This window comes from Microbacterium sp. GW821-FHT01D02 (genome assembly GCF_059422585.1).
Genome location: NZ_JBWKXB010000001.1, coordinates 95892 through 112964 on the forward strand (window position 1 = coordinate 95892; position 17073 = coordinate 112964).

The window sequence follows — 17073 nt, forward strand, 5'->3', positions numbered from 1 at the left end:
TTGACCCGTGCAGAAGAAGCGTCGCGGCCGGATCCTGAGACGGGTGCTATGGGCTGTCGCCATCGTGCTCGTCCTCGCGGTCGGGGGCACCCTGGCCTACACCCAGATCGGCGTCATGGCCGCGGAGCCCGACCCGCTCGCGAGCGTGCGGGAGAACCCGGCGATCACGGTGACGGACGCCGAGCAGGGCATCGTGCTCGCTCCCGCCGATGGGGAATCCGACCTCGGACTGGTGTTCATCCCCGGCGCGAAGGTCGACCCGTGGGCGTACGCCGCGATCCTCCAGGGACTCGCGGAGGACGGGACCACGGTCGTGATCACCCGCCCGTGGCTCAACCTCGCATTCTTCGACCCGCGCGGACTCGACGCCTTCACCTCGGCCGCGCCCGACATCGACGTCTGGGGCGTGGGAGGGCACTCGCTCGGCGGCGTGCGCGCGTGCCAGCTCGCGGAGGACGCCGATGCGCTGCTGCTGTTCGCGTCCTACTGCGCGAACGATCTCTCGGAGAGCGGCCTTCCCGTGCTCAGCCTGTCCGGCAGCGACGACGGCCTGTCCACACCGGAGAAGATCGCCGACGCGCGGGACCAGCTGCCCGCAGACGCCGAGATGGTCGAGATCGACGGTGCCTCGCACGCGTCCTTCGGGGACTACGGACCCCAGGCCGGGGACGGCACTCCGACGATCTCGACCGAGGACATGCATGCGGAGGTCACCCGCCTCGCCGATGCCTTCCTCGAGCCTCTCGCCCGCTGATCCGTAGGTCCGCACCGGTACGAGCGCGCCGGCAGCGGAGGTTCGTCAGCGCGCGTCCAGCAGCGGATGCAGGTGCCGTGAGCCGAGGACCGTCGCGGCCGTGCGGGCCCCGGCTTCGAGCGCGGTCGCGACATCGGTGCCGTGCAGCCGCGCATCCAGCACCCCGGCGAGGAAGGCGTCCCCCGCGCCGTTGGTGTCGACCACCTCGACGGGCACGGCACGCACCCGGTACTCGGCGCCCGTCTCGTCGATCGCGACGGCGCCGTCCGCACCGAGCGTGCACACCGCGAGCCGCGCGCCGGCCGCGATGCGCGAGCGCAGGAAGGCGATCGGATCGCCGAGGCGGTCCGCATTGCAGAACACCGCGTCCGCGGCCTCCAGGAACGGCCGGTGGAACGCGGCCGCTCCGTCGTAGTCGTGCACGTCCACCCAGAGGGGTGTGCCGGTCTCCCCGGCGAGCGGCAGGAGGCGCAGGGGCTCCGCCGCGAGGTCGAGCACGATCGCATCGGCCGCCGCCATCGCGCCCCGCACCCAGGCGTCGTCCTCGCCGGTGGTCGCCTCCGGCGTCGAGAGGTACAGCGACACCCGGGCGCCCGCACGGGTCATCAGGTTCAGGTGCCGCTCCGTGACACCTGAACCCCAGTGCACCGGGACCCCGGCCGTCTGCAGGGCTGCGCGCACCGCGTCGCCCTCGGCATCCGTCCCCGCCAGGGCGTAGAGCTGCGTCGACCTGCCCAGCCCGGTCAGGCTGAGCGCCTTGCCGGCGCTGGTCCCGCCGACCGTCTCCCAGCTCTCCTCCGCGAACTGCATGTGCGGCACGGGCTCGGGCAGATGATCGAGCACGACGATCCGGTTCCAGGAGGCGGGACCGGCGAGGAAGACGGAGGCGGGCATGCGACCATCCTGCCGTCTCCGCCCGGGTCAGCCGATGCGCGACACCAGAGCGTCCAGCCCCATGCCGTAGTCGATGCGCACGACGGGGAGTGCGAGCTTGTCCGTGCCGATCTGCACCGTGCCCGGCTCGATGGTCCGCGCCATCTCATAGCCGGCCTGCCGGACGCCCTGCTTCGCCGTGTCGTTGTAGTGCCCGAACGGATAGGCGATGACCTCGCGCACACCCAGGGTGTCGCCCGAGAGGTTCAGGTCGGCGGCGATCTGGTCGGCGCTCCAGTTCACCATCAGTCCGTCGCCGTTGTCGCCGGCGCGGTGCATGTCGTGCGTGTGCGAGCGACGAAGCACGTACATCGACGGAGGCGGGTCGGAGCGGTAGGCCGTGACCATGAAGGATGTCGAGAGGAGCTTGTGCTTCGCCACGACCGGCGCCGCGAGATCGAACCAGGTCTGGTCGGCGTCGTCGTCCGTGATGATCACGCTGCGGGCGGGGAGCGAGAGCCGACCGTCGATGAAGGCGCTGAGCTCGTCCCACGTCGGCAGGTAGAAGCCGGTGGTGGCGATGTGGTTCATCTGGGCGTCGAAGTCGCCGATGTACGCGTAGTTCCCGCGCAGCCAGCCCTTCTCGCCGTCCGGATTCTCGGTGAACTGGTGGTACATGAGGATCGGCACGTGCACGCCGTCGGCGACATTCTGCTCCGGGGTCTTCCACGCGGCGAACAGCTCGATCTGCTGGTCGTCGCACACGACCGGATCGGCGCCGTTCACCCGGGCGGCGACCGTGAGGGCGGTCGCGTCCGCCGCGCTCGCGTACCAGCCGGCGAACACCCGTCCGTCCACGAGCGGGATCGGGAGCGCCTGGTAGAGGCCCGCCTGCGACTGGAGCTGCGGGTCGGCCGGGGCACCCTCGCCCATGAAGGTGACGGCGCACGCGAGCGGATCGTCGGCGTCCGCGAGGAGCTGTTCCGCGGGGGTCAGCGGCGGCGGGGTCGGCGAGGGGCTCGTCGTCGGGGTCGGCTTCGCCTCGGCCTCCGCGGGAGCACGGTGGAACCATGCGAACGCCGCGGCTCCGCCCCCGACGAGGACGACCGCCGCCGTGATGATCGCGATGACGCCCCCGCGTCGCCTCCCCCCGGAAGCCACGATCAGATGTCGAATCCCTCGGCGATCATCTCCACGAGCTCCTCCCGCTCCTCCACGGGGAGGAACGCCGCCGCGGCGGCGTTGAACTGGAAGGTCTCGAGGTCGTCGAGGTCGTACTCGAAGGCCTCCACGAGCAGGGCCAGCTCGCGCGTGAGCGACGTGGCGCTCATCGTGCGGTTGTCGACGTTCACGGTCACCGCGAATCCGAGCTGGTACAGCAGATCGAACGGGTGATCGACCAGCGTGTTGCCCCACGCGGAGATCGCGCCGGTCTGCAGGTTCGAGGACGGCGACAGCTCCAGCGGGATCTCACGGTCGCGCACCCAGCGGGCCAGGTCGCCGAACTGCACCTGCACCTCGTCGCCCTCCTGCGTGACGACCTGGAGGTCTTCGGCGATGCGCACGCCGTGGCCGAGCCGGAGGGCGCGGCCGTCCAGGAGCGCCGAGCGGATCGAGGCGAGCCCGGCCGCCTCACCGGCATGCACCGTCACGGGGAAGAAGTTCTCGGCGAGGTAGTCGAAGGCCGCGCGGTGGTTCGACGGCGGGAAGCCGTCCTCGGGACCGGCGATGTCGAAGCCCACCGCACCGCGTCCGCGGAAGCCGACCGCGAGCTCCGCGATCTCCCGGGCACGATCGGTGTGACGCATGGCCGTGATCAGCTGACCGACGCGGATGCTGCGGCCGTCGCGGTCGGCGGCGTCCTCACCCTCCTCGATCCCCTGCTGCACGGCTTCGACGGTCTGCTCGAGCGTGAGGCCACGGGACAGATGCTGCTCCGGCGCCCAGCGCACCTCGCCGTACACGACGCCGTCCGCAGCGAGGTCCTGCACGAACTCGCGCGCGACGCGGGTCAGGCCCTCCTTCGTCTGCATGACGGCCGTCGTCAGGTCGAAGGTCTTGAGGTACTCCACCAGCGAGCCCGAGTCGCTCTGCTTCGCGAACCAGGTGCCGAGGGCGGCCGGATCGGTCTCCGGGGTCTCCAGTCCGATCGCGTCCGCGAGCTCGATGATCGTCGCCGGGCGCAGAGCCCCGTCGAGGTGGTCGTGCAGCGACACCTTCGGGAGGCTCCGCAGGGAGACGCCCTGCAGCGTGACGTCGCCGTTCGCATCGATCGACATGGTGATCCTCTCGGTCGCGGATGTGCTCAGTTCAGGCTAGCGGTCCGCCGTCACGCCGTGATGCGCTCCCGCACGATGGGACCGGTCTCCGGTGCCTCGTCGCCGATCTCCCACGCGCCGTCGAGCGCGTCGATAGCACGCGGGAAACGCGCCTCATCCGCGGCGGACAGCGTGAAGAGCGGCTGCCCGGCGACGACGCGGTCGCCCGGCTTCGCGTGCAGGTCGATGCCGGCCTCGAAGACCACCGGGTCCTCGGCCCTGGCACGTCCGGCACCGAGCCGCCATGCGGCCACGCCGAACGGGAGCGCGTCCATGCGCGTGATCACGCCGTCGGCCGGAGCCGTCACGACGTGCGTCTCCCTCGCCGTCGGCAGCGCCGCGTCCGGGTCGCCGTCCTGCGCGCGGATCATGGCCTTCCAGCTGTCCATGGCGCGGCCGTCGTCGAGCGCGGCCTCCACATCGGCGTCCGGCTGTCCGGCGAGGGCGAGCATCTCCCGGGCGAGGGCCAGCGTCAGCTCGCGCACGTCGGCGGGACCGCCGCCGGCGAGGATCTCGACCGACTCGCGCACCTCGTTGGCGTTGCCGATCGCGAGGCCGAGCGGGACGTTCATGTCGGTCAGGAGGGCGGTCGTCGCGACGCCGGAGTCGGTGCCGAGCGCGACCATGGTGCGAGCGAGCTCGCGGGCGCGATCGATGTCCTGCATGAAGGCGCCGGAGCCGAACTTCACGTCCAGCACCAGAGCGTCGGTGCCCTCCGCGATCTTCTTCGACATGATGCTCGACGCGATCAGCGGGATCGCCTCGACCGTGCCGGTCACGTCGCGGAGCGCATAGAGCTTCTTGTCCGCGGGGGCGAGGCCCGAACCCGCGGCGCAGATGACCGCGCCGACGTCGCCCTGCATCTGCGCGAACATCTCCTCGTTGCTGAGCGCCGCGCGCCAGCCCGGGATCGACTCGAGCTTGTCGAGCGTGCCGCCGGTGTGACCGAGGCCGCGTCCGCTCAGCTGCGGCACGGCCACGCCGAACGCCGCGACCAGAGGAGCGAGCGGAAGGGTGATCTTGTCACCGACCCCGCCCGTCGAGTGCTTGTCGACCGTGCGCTTGCCGAGGGACGCGAAGCTCATCCGCTCCCCCGACGCGATCATCGCGTCGGTCAGCACGCGGATCTCGTCGCGCTCCATGCCGCGCTGGAAGATCGCCATCGCGAACGAGGCCATCTGCGCATCGGAGACGTAGCCGCGCGTGTACGCGTCGATCATCCAGCGCAGCGCCGCCTCGGGGACGACACCGCCGTCGCGCTTGGCGCGGATCACGTCCACCGCGTCGAAAGGCTCCACCGTCGTCATCGTGCTTCCTCCAGGTCGCGCGGCCCGAACGCATCGGGCAGCACCTCGTCGATCGTGCGGATGCCGGAGACCGTCTCCAGGAGCATCCCGGGCATCGCATGCTCGAACAGCAGCTGGCGACAGCGTCCGCACGGCATGATCGTCTGCCCCTCGTTGTTGACGCACACGAAGGCGACGAGCTGGCCGCCGCCGGACATGTGCAGGTCGCCCACCAGCGCGCACTCGGCGCAGAGCGTCACGCCGTACGACGCGTTCTCCACGTTGCAGCCGGCCACGATGCGTCCGTCGCCGACGAGCGCCGCCGCCCCCACGCGATAGCGCGAGTACGGCGCGTACGCCTTCGTCATGGCATCCGTGGCGACCTGGCGCAGCTCGTCCCAGTCGATGTCCGTCATTGCGATGCTTCTCTCTTCCCGACCGACCTAGGACTTGATGTACGGCTTGCCGTCGGCGGCAGGGGCCTTGATCTGCCCGGCGAACCCGGCGACCGCGAGCAGCGTCACGACGTAGGGCAGCATCAGCATGAACTCGCCGGGGATGGGCGTCTTCAGGATCGACAGCAGGTTCTGCAGGTTGGTCGCGAAGCCGAAGAGCAGTGCCGCGAGCGTCGCACGGATCGGGTCCCAGCGTCCGAAGATGACCGCGGCGAGGGCGATGAAGCCGAGCCCGGCGGTCATGTCCTTGCCGAACTGCGGCACCGAGACCAGCGTGAAGTACGCGCCGCCCATGCCCGCGATCGCACCGGCGAGCAGCACGTTCCAGAAGCGCGTCGGGTTGACCTTGATGCCGACCGTGTCGGCGGCCTGCGGGTGCTCGCCGACGGCACGCAGCCGCAGACCCCAGCGGGTGCGGTACAGGCCCCAGGCCACGACGGCGACGGTGATGAACATCAGGTACCCGATGAACGTCTGGTTGAACAGCACCGGTCCGATGATCGGGATGTCGCTGAGCAGCGGGATCTCGAAGCGCGGGAACCGCACCGGGGTGTTCAGCGTCTGCTCGTTCGGCGCGAGCAGCGCGCCGTAGAGGAACCCGGTGAGCCCGGTGACGAGGACGTTCAGCACGACACCGACGATGACCTGCTCGACGAGGTACTTGATCGCGAATGCGGCGAGCACGCTGGCCACCAGGACACCGCCGATCATCGCTCCGACGAGGCCGACGAACGGGTTGCCGGTGATGCTGGAGAGCAGTGCGGCGGAGAACGCGCCGAGGAGCAGCTGCCCCTCGATCGCGACGTTGACCACACCGGCACGTTCGCCGATGACGCCGCCCAGGGCGCCGAACACGAGCGGCACCGACAGCGACACCGCACCGAACAGCAGGCTGGTGACGGGAACGAGTCCGCCGGCCGAGGCCCACACGAGGAACGCGAAGACGGCCAGGACGCTGTAGGCGATGACCAGCCAGAGCCCGGGTGCACGGTAGGTCCACGCCCGGAGGAACGCTCCGACCGTCAGGACCACCAGGATGCCGAACACGACCCAGAAGGTCGAGGCCGTCGGCAGCGCCACGTCCGGCAGCGCGAGCGCCGACGAGGGGTCGGAGAGCCGGAAGGTGCTGATGCCGTCACGCGGCACGGCGAGGAAGAGCAGCGCCAGCAGCGCGGCGGCCGCGGCGAGCACGATCGGCGCCTTGAGGTGACGCTCCTTCACGGTGGCGAGCTGCACGGTGCCGTCAGCCGCCTGGGTCTGCACGAGGGACATCATGCCGTCACCGCCTTCTTCGCGGCCTTGGCTCTGAGCCTGGCCGCCTTCTCCACGTCGGTCTTCGGAAGGAAGAACACCGAGCGCAGCAGCGGCGGCGCGGCGATGAACAGCACGACGAGGGACTGGACCACGAGCACGATGTCGACCGGGATGTTCTGCGCCTGCATCGAGAAGGAACCCGCCTTGAGCGCGCCGAACAGGATGCCGGCGGCGAAGGTCCCCCAGGCGCGGCTGCGTCCGAGGAGGGCGACGGTGATCGCGTCGAAGCCGATGCCGGCGTCGATGGTCTCGGTGACACCCGTGGTGACCGCGCCCTGGATCTGGTTCATCCCGGCGAGGCCCGCCAGTCCACCGGCGAACAGCATCGCGTACACGTAGATGCGCTGCACGCTGATGCCGGCGGCGCGTGCGGCGTGCGGGTTCTCGCCCACGGCGCGCATCCGCATGCCGAGCGAGGACCGCTCGATGAGCCACCACACGAACAGGGTCGCCACGATCACGATCACGAAGCCCAGGTCGAGCAGCGGGAACTGCGGTCCGAGCAGCGTCGGGAACTGCGCGCTCTGCGGCGTCGCGGAGCCGAGTGCCTGGTTCGTCCCCGGCTTCTGCAGCAGGCCCGGAGTGCGGATCATCCACAGCAGCAGGTAGTACGCGATGTAGTTGAGCATGATCGTGAGGATCACCTCGTGCGCGCCGGTGCGCGCCTTGATGAGTCCCGCGATGGCGCCCCAGAGCGCACCGCCGGCGATGCCCGCGATCAGCGTGACCGGGATGTGCAGCCAGATCGGCAGGTCGAGCGAGAACGTCAGCAGCGCCGCGACCGCGACACCGATGAGCATCTGGCCGCGCGCACCGATGTTGAACAGGCCGACGCGGAACGCCAGCGCGACGCCGAGGCCGGCCGCGATCAGCGGGGCCGCGAAGCCGAGCGTGTTGGTCAGCGGGCGGATCTGCGCCGCGAAGTCCGCGCCGCGGGCGTTGAAGATCGCACCGCGGAAGAGCGCCTCGTAGCCGTTGTACACGGCGTTCCAGGCGGCGACGAACGTGTCACCGGGCTGCGCGAAGAAGTAGACGGATGCCGCCTGCACGTCTTCGTTCGTGAAGGCGATGAGGATGCCGCCGACGATCAGCGCCAGCACGATCGCGAGGATCGTGGTGACCGCGTTGCCGCGGAGGATCTCCTTGAGGATGACGTTGCCGCGCGGGGGCGGAGGCACGTCGGCGGGATCGCGCGGGACCGTTCCGGTGCTCGTCGCGAGCTCCTGCGGAGGGATCCCCTTGGTCACATCACCTGCGCCGGGCGTCGTACCGCTCACGCGGCCACCTCCCCTTCGGCCGCTCCGGCCATCATGAGTCCGAGCGTCTCCCGAGGCGTGTCGCCGGGGACGATGCCGACGATGGTGCCGCGGTACATGACCGCGATCCGATCGGCGAGAGCTGCGACCTCGTCGAGCTCCGTGGAGACGACGATCACGGGCACGCCCGCATCCCGGGTCTCGATGATCCGCTTGTGGATGAACTCGATCGAGCCGACGTCCACTCCACGGGTCGGCTGCGCCGCGACGAGCAGCCGCAGGTCGCGGCTCATCTCGCGGGCGATCACGACCTTCTGCTGGTTTCCGCCGGACAGCGTGCCCGCGGGAGTCTCCGGACCCTGCGTGCGGATGTCGTACTCCGCGATGCGCGCCCGGGCGAACTCGTCGAGCGCCGAGCGGCGCAGCGTGCCCGCGCGGCTGAACGCCGGGTCGTCGGAGCGGTCGAGGATCAGGTTCTCCGCCACCGAGAAGCCGGCGACGAGGCCGTCTTCCGTGCGGTCCTCCGGGACGAAGCCGACACCGGCGTCGAGGATGGCGCGCACGCTCCGGCCGACGAGCTCCTTGCCGTCGAGCTGGATGCTGCCCTCGACACGGGCGGCGAGACCGACGATGGCCTCCACCAGCTCGGTCTGGCCGTTGCCCTGGACGCCCGCGATCGCGAGCACCTCTCCGGGGCGGACGGCGAAGTCGACGCCGTCGACGACGATCGCGCCCGCGGGAGTCAGCACGCGCAGGTCCTTCACCTCGAAACCGCCCTCACCCAGGCGGGGCGGCTCCTTGTGCACCGTGAGCTCGACCGCGCGGCCGACCATGAGCGATGCCAGTTCGGAGTTCGTCGCCGTGGGGGAAGCCTCGCCCACGACCTTGCCGAGGCGGACGATCGTGATCTTGTCGGCGACCTCGCGGACCTCGCGGAGCTTGTGCGTGATGAACACGATCGCCGTGCCCTCGTCGCGGAGCTGGCGCATGATGCCCATCAGCTCGTCGGTCTCCTGCGGCGTGAGCACCGCGGTCGGCTCGTCGAACACGAGCACCTTCGCGTCGCGCGACAGCGCCTTGATGATCTCGACGCGCTGCTGCACGCCGACGGGGAGATCGCCGACGAGCGCGTCGGGATCGATGTCGAATCCGAACCGGGCCGCGACCGATCGCACATGCTCTCGCGCCTTCGCGATGTCGAGCGTGCCGAGCGCCTTGGTCTGCTCGTGACCCAGCATCACGTTCTCGGCCACGGTGAACACCGGGACGAGCATGAAGTGCTGGTGGACCATGCCGATCCCCGCAGCCATCGCGTCACCGGGACCGCGGAAGCGCTGCACCTCGTCGTCGAGGAGGATCTCGCCCTCGTCGGCCTGATACAGGCCGTAGAGCACGTTCATGAGGGTGGACTTGCCTGCGCCGTTCTCACCGAGCAGCGCGTGGATCTCACCCGGTTCGACCACCAGATCGATGTGATCGTTGGCAACGAGGGTGCCGAATCGCTTGGTGATGCCGCGAAGTTCGAGCTTCATATCTGCACCTTATCCAGAAGAGTCATCCAGGAGAATCATCGTCCGTCCACGGCACGGGGCGAGTGGCAGCCTGCTCACCACTCGCCCCGTGCGGGAACTGCGACGGATTTACTTGGAGGTCGGGGAGTTCGGGGACTCCACCTTGATGTCGCCCGAGATGATCTGCTCCTGCAGGGTCTTGAGCTCGTCGGTCAGCCCCTCCGGGAGCTTCGACTCGAAGTCGCCGAAGCCGGAGAGCTTGACGCCCTCGTTCTCGAGCGTGCCCACGTACGGGGCCGGGTCGAACTCGCCCTTGGCCGCGGCCATGGTCGCGTCCTTCACAGCCACGTCGATGGCCTTCATGATCGAGACCAGCGTGATGCCGGCGACGTTCGGGTCGGCGACCGCGAGGTCGCTGTCGACGCCGAGCATCAGCGTGTCCTTGCCGCTGTCGGCGATCGCCGCAGCCGCGCTCTGGTAGACGGGACCGCCGACCGGGAGGATCACGTCGACGCCCTGGTCGAGCACGCCCTGTGCGGTCTGCTTGGCCGTGTCGTTCGCGTCGAAGCCACCCGTGAAGGAGCCCTTCTGCGTCGCCTCGTCCCAGCCGAAGACCTGGACCGATGCGGACTTGTCCTCGTTGTACTTCTCGACACCGAGCTGGTAGCCGTCCATGAACACGGCGACCGACGGGATCTGCATTCCGCCGAAGGTGCCGACCTTGTTCACACCGCTCTGGGCGGACCAGGACGCGGCGGCGTAGCCACCGAGGTAAGCAGCCTGAGCCGTGTCGAAGACCAGCGGCTTGATGTTCGGAGCGTCGACCGTGCCGTCGAAGTCGTTGTCGGCCCAGTCGTCGATGATCGCGTAGTCGAGGTCGGGGTTCGCGAGCGCGGACTCGACCGTGGCGGCCGAGAGCTTGAAGCCGACGGAGACGATGAGCGAGCAGCCCTCGGAGACCGCGGTCTCGAGGTTCGGCGCGTAGTCGTTGTCGTTCGCGGACTCGAACTCGAGGGGCTTGATGCCCAGCTCCTTGGCGGCGCTGTCCATGCCCTCCTTGGCCGACTGGTTGAACGACTTGTCGTTCCAGCCGCCCGCGTCGGAGACGAGGCAGGGGAGGAAGTCGGAGTCGACCGGCTTCTCAGAGCCTGCGGGCTTGTCGGTCGGCGCCTGGCCGCAGCCGGCGAGTGCGAAGATGACGCCCGCGGCGACGGTGACGCCGAGCAGCTTCTTGGTGGTGGAGATGGTCAACTGATGCCTCCCTCAACGAAACCGCGGCCATCGCGGATCGCTCAAAGTTACCTACTGTTTCGGCTTTTGTGCACGCTCGCGCCGTGAGTGCTGACCAATGGTTACCAAGCTGAAATCAAGCCAGCCGATGAGCGTGAGGCGGTGCTCATCGGCGCAGGTGTCAGAGCACGTCGCCGCGACCGGTGAGCTTCAGCGACTCCACCACGCCCTTCACGCGCTGCGCGTGCTCGACGGTGGTCACCAGCAGGGCGTCCGGGGTGTCGACCACGACGATGTCCTGCACCCCCACGAGGCTGATGACCCGCGAGGTCTGGCTCACCAGGATCCCGCTCGCGCCGTCGGTGAGCACGCGCGCGTTCGGGCCGAGGACGGCGAGGTCGTTCTTCCTGCCATTGTTGATGAGCTTGGTCAGCGAGGCGAAGTCGCCCACGTCGTCCCAGTCGAAGTGACCGGGGACGACGGCGAGGCGTCCGCGACGGGCCGCGGGCTCGGCGACCGCGTAGTCGATGGCGATCTTCTTCAGCCGCGGCCAGATCCGATCGACCGCGGGTCCGCGGCGGTCCCGGTCGTCCCACGCCTCGGCGAGTTCCAGGAGCCCGGCATGCAGCTCCGGCTCGTTCGCGGCGAGCTCGTCCAGCAGCACGCTCGCCCGGGCGATGAACATGCCCGCGTTCCAGAGGTACCCGCGGTCGGCGAGGTACTCCTTCGCCGTCTCCAGGTCGGGCTTCTCCACGAAGCTCTCCACGAGCGCGGCCTCGCGTGCGCCGTCGACCACGAGCTCCGGGCCCTTCTTGATGTAGCCGAAGCCGATCGCGGGCTCGGTCGGCGTGATCCCGATGGTGCAGATGTATCCCTCGCGGGCGACCTCGACGGCGTCGCGCACGGCGAACTCGAAAACGCGGGTGCTGCGGATCACGTGGTCGGCGCTGAAGGAGCCGATGATCACGTCGGGTTCGCGGCGATGGAGGATGGCAGCGGCGAGCCCGATGGCTGCAGCGGACTCGCGCGGCTCGGACTCGAGGAAGACGTTGAGGTCGGCGATGCCGGGGAGCTCCGCCTCGACGGCGGCGCGGTGCGCGCGTCCGGTGACGACGGCGATCCGGTCGGCGCCGGTGAGCGGTTCGAGACGGTCCCAGGTGTCGCGCAGCAGGGAGTGGCCCGAGCCGGTGAGGTCGTGCAGGAACTTCGGGGCGTCCGCACGGGACAGCGGCCACAGCCGGCTGCCGATGCCGCCGGCGGGAATCACTGCGTAGAAATCCTTGATGGGTGCGCTCACCCTGCCAGGGTAGCCCGCACCGTTCTGACCGGCTCAGACCGCCCGGGGCTCGCACTCCACCGTCCGTCCTCCCGAGACCAATATGACCAAAAAACACGAATCGCGTCGACAACGCGCACACTCGCCCGCAAGCCGCCGATGACGGCGGCTGTCACGACGCCACGCAGACGTGGTCGAAAGGAGAAATGCAATGCGTATTCGCAGTGTCACAGCTCATGGAGCGGGTGCCCTCGTGCTCGCGGCGATAGTCCTCACCGGACCCGCGACACCCACACCGGCCTCAGCCGATCAGAAGCCACCCGCCTCGACGGGGGTTTCTATCGTGTCAAGCCAATCGAACCTCGTCCCGGCGGGCACACAGACCGTCGTCGACCCCGCATCGATCAGAGTGCCGGCGAACAGCCGTCCGCCGTCGGGGTACCGACTCTACGAGAACCACTTTTACAGCAAGCAGACGTGCGAGAACCGAGGGAAGTGGCTTCGCGACGTGGGCCACAATATCGACAACTACTGGTGCACATCGGTCAAGCAGGACAACGGACGCTTCTGGCTGTACGTGTACGGGTTCTGCAGCACTGATCGAGTGGTCAACGGCACCATGGTCGTCAAGGACAGCGACAGCCGCCTCTTGACGCTTGAAGGCGTGTAGAGGATTCGCATGCTGACTCTCCGTGACGTGCAACCCGTCCTCGACCTCGCCCTTGCCCCGGAAGAACGTCGGGGACAGGAGCGCGTGTCCGCTACGCTCACTGCGCTCGGATGGACACCGGCCCCCACCAGTTCCGACCGTGTCGAAGAGGAACGGCATTGGAGAGCTCCGGAGGCGCCGGGCGTGAGGTCGCTCGGCGCCTCCCTGTGGACAACATCCTCACCGGAACGTGGGATCGAGCTCGGCCTCATCATCGAGGCTTCAACCGTCGCCGCGGCTGAGATGCTGCGAGAGCAGATCTTGAACCACCTTCTGACGGTTCGTAGATTCGACTCCCTCCCGTCCGACGAGGTGTGGTCCAACTGGTCCGACGGGAATGTCGTCGTAGGTCTTGCAGTCCATGCCGGGACAACGGCCAAACGCCGGAACATTCCACCCACGGTGCAGGTCGGCTTCGAGCGCGCCGAGCACGACGAGGAGGTGGATTGACGTGGGGTTTCGTCGGTCCGCATCGCGCGTTCGTGCGGCTGCCGCAGCCGCAGTCATGACAGGTCTGATCCTGTCGGGCTGCACCGCCGCCGGTCCCTCCCCGAAAGAAGGGCAGACAGAACACGCCGTCGCCAGTTCGAATCACATTGTCATCGTGGCGAACGTGCACGGCCCTGGGGAGAAACCGGCCGACATCGGCTACATGATCGAAGAGATCGAATCCCGGGGCATGCGAATCGTGCCGATCCGGGACGCGGCCGATGCGTCCACGATCAGAGAATCCATCGAGGAGGCGATGCGGGCGCTCGACCGGGACCGCACCACACGCGATCATCTTGTCGCTCTCCTCGCTGTCGGCCATGACGCGGCGGAGGTCTGGAGGGTTCTGGCCTCTCCACCTGACGGCCTCGTCGCCGCTGTCACCGTCGACGTGCCCGGAATTCCTAACTTGGACTTCAACCGAGGCCTGGCGGTCGCGACGCTCTCGCTGAACTTGGAGACTGACCGAATCGCCAGCGACAGCCATCACGATGTCCACGAAGCGATGTCCGATGCGGGGGTCCTGCACCAGGTGGTCGTGTACGGGGAGGTCGCCGATGAAGCGCTGGACACACAGAGCCCTGAATGGAACGAAGAGACCGCGAAGGACGTGGCTCTCCGCGCAGCCGACTGGCTCGAGCACCGCGACGGCTTCTCGAACCAGAACATGGAGGATCCAGCGCCTCACCCTTGAGGCCGCGCTGGTCCGGGAAGAACTCTCGACATCGAGATACTTAGGTTCCCCTTCGTCGCTCCCAGTGATCTGACAGGAATAGGATGGACAGCGATCGGGCGTGCCTGAGACTTCGACAGGCTCACACTTGAACGAGAGCAGTGCACGCGACCGACGCACATCGATCAGGGAGGACGACCGTGTCCACGAGCGCTCGCTTGACACCGTCGATTTCGGAAACCACGTCCAAGACCCCCCGCGGCACCCTTTACAGGGGTCGCGAAGGCATGTGGTCGTGGGTGCTTCACCGCATCACCGGAGTCGCCATCTTCTTCTTCCTGTTGGTGCACGTGCTCGACACGGCACTGATCAGGGTCTCGCCGGAGGCGTACAACGCCGTGATCGGCACGTACAAGAACCCCGTCATGGCGCTCGGCGAGGTCGTGCTCGTCGCCGGCATCGTGTTCCATGCCATGAACGGCCTGCGCATCATCGCGGTCGACTTCTGGTCGAAGGGCGCCAAGTACCAGCGTCAGCTCTTCTGGGGCGTGCTGCTGGTGTGGGGCATCATCATGGCCGGCTTCGTGCCCCGCCACCTGATGCTCGCGTTCGCCGGGTTCGGAGGGGGTCACTGATGTCCGCACAGACCATCGCCGCCACCCCCGTCCGCCGTCGGCGCGGAGTCAACCTCGAGAAGTGGGGCTGGGTCTTCATGCGCGTCTCGGGCGTCGTGCTCGTCGTGCTGATCTTCGGCCACCTGTTCGTCAACCTCATGGTCGGCGAAGGCATCCACGCCCTCGACTTCGCCTTCATCGCCGGCAAGTTCGCCACGCCGTTCTGGCAGTGGTGGGACGTGCTGATGCTGTGGCTCGCACTCATCCACGGCGCGAACGGCATGCGCACGATCGTGAACGACTACGTCACGAACAACACCGCCCGCAAGGCGCTCACCTGGGCGCTCGGCCTCGCCGCCGGCCTGCTGATCCTGCTCGGCACGCTCGTCGTGTTCACGTTCGACCCGTGCCTGGGTGTGACGGAGAGCAGCGTCCTGTGGAACGAATGCGCCGCGCTGGTCGGGAACTGAGAAGAAGGCTAAGAAGAAGTGACTACCGAGACGCAGGATTCCGTCGTCCGTGACGGCGTGCACTACCACCAGTTCGACATCGTCATCGTGGGTGCCGGCGGCGCCGGCATGCGCGCCGCGATCGAGGCCGGTCCCGGCGCGAAGACCGCCGTGATCTCCAAGCTCTACCCCACCCGCTCGCACACCGGTGCGGCACAGGGCGGTATGGCCGCGGCCCTCGCGAACGTCGAAGAGGACTCCTGGGAGTGGCACACCTTCGACACCGTCAAGGGCGGCGACTACCTCGTCGACCAGGATGCGGCCGAGATCCTGGCGAAGGAGGCCATCGACGCGGTCATCGACCTCGAGAACATGGGCCTCCCCTTCAACCGCACGCCCGAGGGCAAGATCGACCAGCGTCGCTTCGGCGGGCACACGGCGGAGCACGGCAAGACCCCGGTCCGCCGCGCCTGCTACGCCGCCGACCGCACCGGCCACATGATCCTGCAGACGCTGTTCCAGAACTGCGTCAAGCTCGGCATCAACTTCTTCAACGAGTTCTACGTGCTCGACCTGCTCACGGTGAAGGATGCCGACGGCAAGACGCAGGTCTCCGGTGTGGTCGCATACGACCTCGCCACCGGCGAGCTGCACGTCTTCCAGGCCAAGGCCGTCATCTTCGCGACCGGCGGCTTCGGCAAGATCTTCAAGACGACCTCGAACGCGCACACCCTCACGGGCGACGGCGTCGGCATCGTCTGGCGCAAGGGCCTCCCCCTGGAGGACCTCGAGTTCTTCCAGTTCCATCCCACCGGCCTCGCCGGTCTCGGCATCCTCCTCACCGAGGGCGCACGAGGCGAGGGCGCGATCCTGCGCAACGCCTCGGGTGAGCGCTTCATGGAGCGCTACGCCCCGACCATCAAGGACCTCGCTCCGCGTGACATCGTCGCGCGCTGCATGGTGCAGGAGGTCCTCGACGGCCGCGGCGCCGGTCCCCACAAGGACTACGTCCTCTTGGACTGCACGCACCTCGGCGCGGAGGTCCTCGAGACCAAGCTCCCCGACATCACCGAGTTCGCCCGCACGTACCTGGGCGTCGACCCGGTCGTCGAGCCGGTCCCGGTCATGCCGACCGCGCACTACGCCATGGGCGGCATCCCCACCAACAACAACGGCGAGGTCCTCGCGGACAACGACACCATCGTCCCCGGCCTCTACGCGGCCGGCGAGTGCGCCTGCGTCTCGGTGCACGGCGCCAACCGCCTCGGCACCAACTCGCTGCTCGACATCAACGTGTTCGGCAAGCGCAGCGGCCGCAACGCCGTGGAGTACGTCAAGACCGCCGAGTTCGTCCCGCTGCCGGAGAACCCCGCGGCGTTCGTCTCCGACATGCTCGAGGGCCTGCGCAACAACCAGGGCACCGAGCGCATCGCCGTCCTGCGCAAGACGCTCCAGGACGAGATGGACAAGGGCGCGCAGGTCTTCCGCACGCACGAGTCGCTCCAGCACGTGCTCGGCGTGATCGCCGAGCTGCGCGAGCGCTACAAGAACATCCACGTCGACGACAAGGGCCAGCGGTTCAACACCGACCTGCTCGAGGCCGTCGAGCTGGGCTTCCTGCTCGACATCGCCGAGGTCGTCGTCTACGCGGCGCAGAACCGCGAGGAGAGCCGCGGCGGCCACATGCGCGACGACTTCCCGAAGCGCAACGACGAGAAGTACATGAAGCACACCATGGCCTACCTGACCGGTGACGCCCACTCCTCCGACCCGGGCGATCACATCAAGCTCGACTGGAAGCCCGTCGTCTTCACGAAGAACGATCAGGGCGAGTTGAACTACCCGCCGATGGAGAGGAAGTACTGA

Annotated in this window: 17 protein-coding genes; 7 read left to right on the plus strand and 10 right to left on the minus strand. The window is 68.4% G+C overall.

The genetic code is table 11. The features are described from left to right. Positions 1-7: 7 nt before the first annotated feature. A complete protein-coding gene (locus tag AC07VM_RS00480; RefSeq protein ID WP_494909563.1) occupies positions 8-754 on the plus strand; it encodes an alpha/beta hydrolase in 747 nt (248 codons plus the stop codon). Between the two features lie 45 nt (positions 755-799). Here the strand turns inward: AC07VM_RS00480 and AC07VM_RS00485 are convergent, their stop codons facing one another. The 10 genes from AC07VM_RS00485 to AC07VM_RS00530 form a co-directional block, all read right to left on the minus strand. Next, positions 800-1648, minus strand: coding sequence for a carbohydrate kinase family protein (locus AC07VM_RS00485; RefSeq protein WP_494909565.1), 849 nt, complete (start codon positions 1646-1648; stop codon positions 800-802). Between the two features lie 27 nt (positions 1649-1675). Then, on the minus strand, positions 1676-2788 hold the full coding sequence (locus AC07VM_RS00490; RefSeq protein ID WP_494909567.1) for a polysaccharide deacetylase family protein: 1113 nt from the start codon (positions 2786-2788) through the stop codon (positions 1676-1678). A gap of 2 nt (positions 2789-2790) precedes the next feature. After that, a complete protein-coding gene (locus AC07VM_RS00495) occupies positions 2791-3906 on the minus strand; it encodes an adenosine deaminase (RefSeq protein ID WP_267415251.1) in 1116 nt (371 codons plus the stop codon). Between the two features lie 50 nt (positions 3907-3956). Beyond that, positions 3957-5252, minus strand: a complete 1296-nt coding sequence (locus tag AC07VM_RS00500; protein ID WP_267415252.1) for a thymidine phosphorylase — start codon at positions 5250-5252, stop codon at positions 3957-3959. Further along, entirely contained in the window at positions 5249-5647 is a 399-nt protein-coding gene (locus tag AC07VM_RS00505) for a cytidine deaminase (protein ID WP_017828470.1), read from the minus strand. The genes AC07VM_RS00500 and AC07VM_RS00505 overlap by 4 nt, the downstream gene beginning before the upstream one ends. Positions 5648-5674: 27 nt before the next feature. Beyond that, entirely contained in the window at positions 5675-6958 is a 1284-nt protein-coding gene (locus tag AC07VM_RS00510; RefSeq protein ID WP_416383345.1) for an ABC transporter permease, read from the minus strand. Beyond that, a complete protein-coding gene (locus AC07VM_RS00515; protein WP_267415254.1) occupies positions 6958-8277 on the minus strand; it encodes an ABC transporter permease in 1320 nt (439 codons plus the stop codon). The genes AC07VM_RS00510 and AC07VM_RS00515 overlap by 1 nt, the downstream gene beginning before the upstream one ends. After that, a complete protein-coding gene (locus AC07VM_RS00520; protein WP_267415256.1) occupies positions 8274-9788 on the minus strand; it encodes an ABC transporter ATP-binding protein in 1515 nt (504 codons plus the stop codon). The genes AC07VM_RS00515 and AC07VM_RS00520 overlap by 4 nt, the downstream gene beginning before the upstream one ends. A 108-nt stretch (positions 9789-9896) precedes the next feature. Continuing rightward, positions 9897-11018 (minus strand): BMP family lipoprotein, encoded by a 1122-nt coding sequence (locus tag AC07VM_RS00525; protein ID WP_267415257.1) that lies wholly within the window; start codon positions 11016-11018, stop codon positions 9897-9899. A gap of 160 nt (positions 11019-11178) precedes the next feature. After that, positions 11179-12294 carry a mannose-1-phosphate guanylyltransferase gene (locus AC07VM_RS00530; RefSeq protein WP_267415258.1) on the minus strand — a complete coding sequence of 372 codons (1116 nt, stop codon included), beginning with the start codon at positions 12292-12294 and terminating at the stop codon, positions 11179-11181. Positions 12295-12616: 322 nt separating this feature from the next. Between AC07VM_RS00530 and AC07VM_RS00535 the strand changes: the two genes are divergently transcribed. The 6 genes from AC07VM_RS00535 (at position 12617) to sdhA (ending at position 17073) form a co-directional block, all read left to right on the plus strand. Further along, positions 12617-12943, plus strand: a complete 327-nt coding sequence (locus AC07VM_RS00535; RefSeq protein WP_494909570.1) for a hypothetical protein — start codon at positions 12617-12619, stop codon at positions 12941-12943. Positions 12944-12952: 9 nt separating this feature from the next. After that, on the plus strand, positions 12953-13432 hold the full coding sequence (locus AC07VM_RS00540) for a hypothetical protein (RefSeq protein WP_494909572.1): 480 nt from the start codon (positions 12953-12955) through the stop codon (positions 13430-13432). A gap of 55 nt (positions 13433-13487) precedes the next feature. Then, positions 13488-14165: a dienelactone hydrolase family protein gene (locus tag AC07VM_RS00545; protein ID WP_494909573.1), complete on the plus strand. Its 678-nt coding sequence runs from the start codon at positions 13488-13490 to the stop codon at positions 14163-14165. A gap of 179 nt (positions 14166-14344) precedes the next feature. After that, on the plus strand, positions 14345-14779 hold the full coding sequence (sdhC, locus tag AC07VM_RS00550; RefSeq protein WP_074731658.1) for a succinate dehydrogenase, cytochrome b556 subunit: 435 nt from the start codon (positions 14345-14347) through the stop codon (positions 14777-14779). Further along, a complete protein-coding gene (locus tag AC07VM_RS00555) occupies positions 14779-15228 on the plus strand; it encodes a succinate dehydrogenase hydrophobic membrane anchor subunit (RefSeq protein ID WP_267415262.1) in 450 nt (149 codons plus the stop codon). The genes sdhC and AC07VM_RS00555 overlap by 1 nt, the downstream gene beginning before the upstream one ends. A gap of 18 nt (positions 15229-15246) precedes the next feature. Further along, complete coding sequence (sdhA, locus tag AC07VM_RS00560) at positions 15247-17073, plus strand: succinate dehydrogenase flavoprotein subunit (RefSeq protein ID WP_267415263.1); 1827 nt, start codon at positions 15247-15249, stop codon at positions 17071-17073.

What these genes read in the sequence shown, in the direction of transcription:
- AC07VM_RS00540 (WP_494909572.1), top strand. Translation starts at nt 12,953, where the DNA reads ATGCTGACTCTCCGTGACGTGCAACCCGTCCTCGACCTCGCCCTTGCC.
- AC07VM_RS00485 (WP_494909565.1), bottom strand. Translation starts at nt 1,648, where the DNA reads ATGCCCGCCTCCGTCTTCCTCGCCGGTCCCGCCTCCTGGAACCGGATC.
- AC07VM_RS00495 (WP_267415251.1), bottom strand. Translation starts at nt 3,906, where the DNA reads ATGTCGATCGATGCGAACGGCGACGTCACGCTGCAGGGCGTCTCCCTG.
- AC07VM_RS00505 (WP_017828470.1), bottom strand. Translation starts at nt 5,647, where the DNA reads ATGACGGACATCGACTGGGACGAGCTGCGCCAGGTCGCCACGGATGCC.
- AC07VM_RS00545 (WP_494909573.1), top strand. Translation starts at nt 13,488, where the DNA reads ATGACAGGTCTGATCCTGTCGGGCTGCACCGCCGCCGGTCCCTCCCCG.
- AC07VM_RS00520 (WP_267415256.1), bottom strand. Translation starts at nt 9,788, where the DNA reads ATGAAGCTCGAACTTCGCGGCATCACCAAGCGATTCGGCACCCTCGTT.
- AC07VM_RS00500 (WP_267415252.1), bottom strand. Translation starts at nt 5,252, where the DNA reads ATGACGACGGTGGAGCCTTTCGACGCGGTGGACGTGATCCGCGCCAAG.
- AC07VM_RS00510 (WP_416383345.1), bottom strand. Translation starts at nt 6,958, where the DNA reads ATGTCCCTCGTGCAGACCCAGGCGGCTGACGGCACCGTGCAGCTCGCC.
- AC07VM_RS00555 (WP_267415262.1), top strand. Translation starts at nt 14,779, where the DNA reads ATGTCCGCACAGACCATCGCCGCCACCCCCGTCCGCCGTCGGCGCGGA.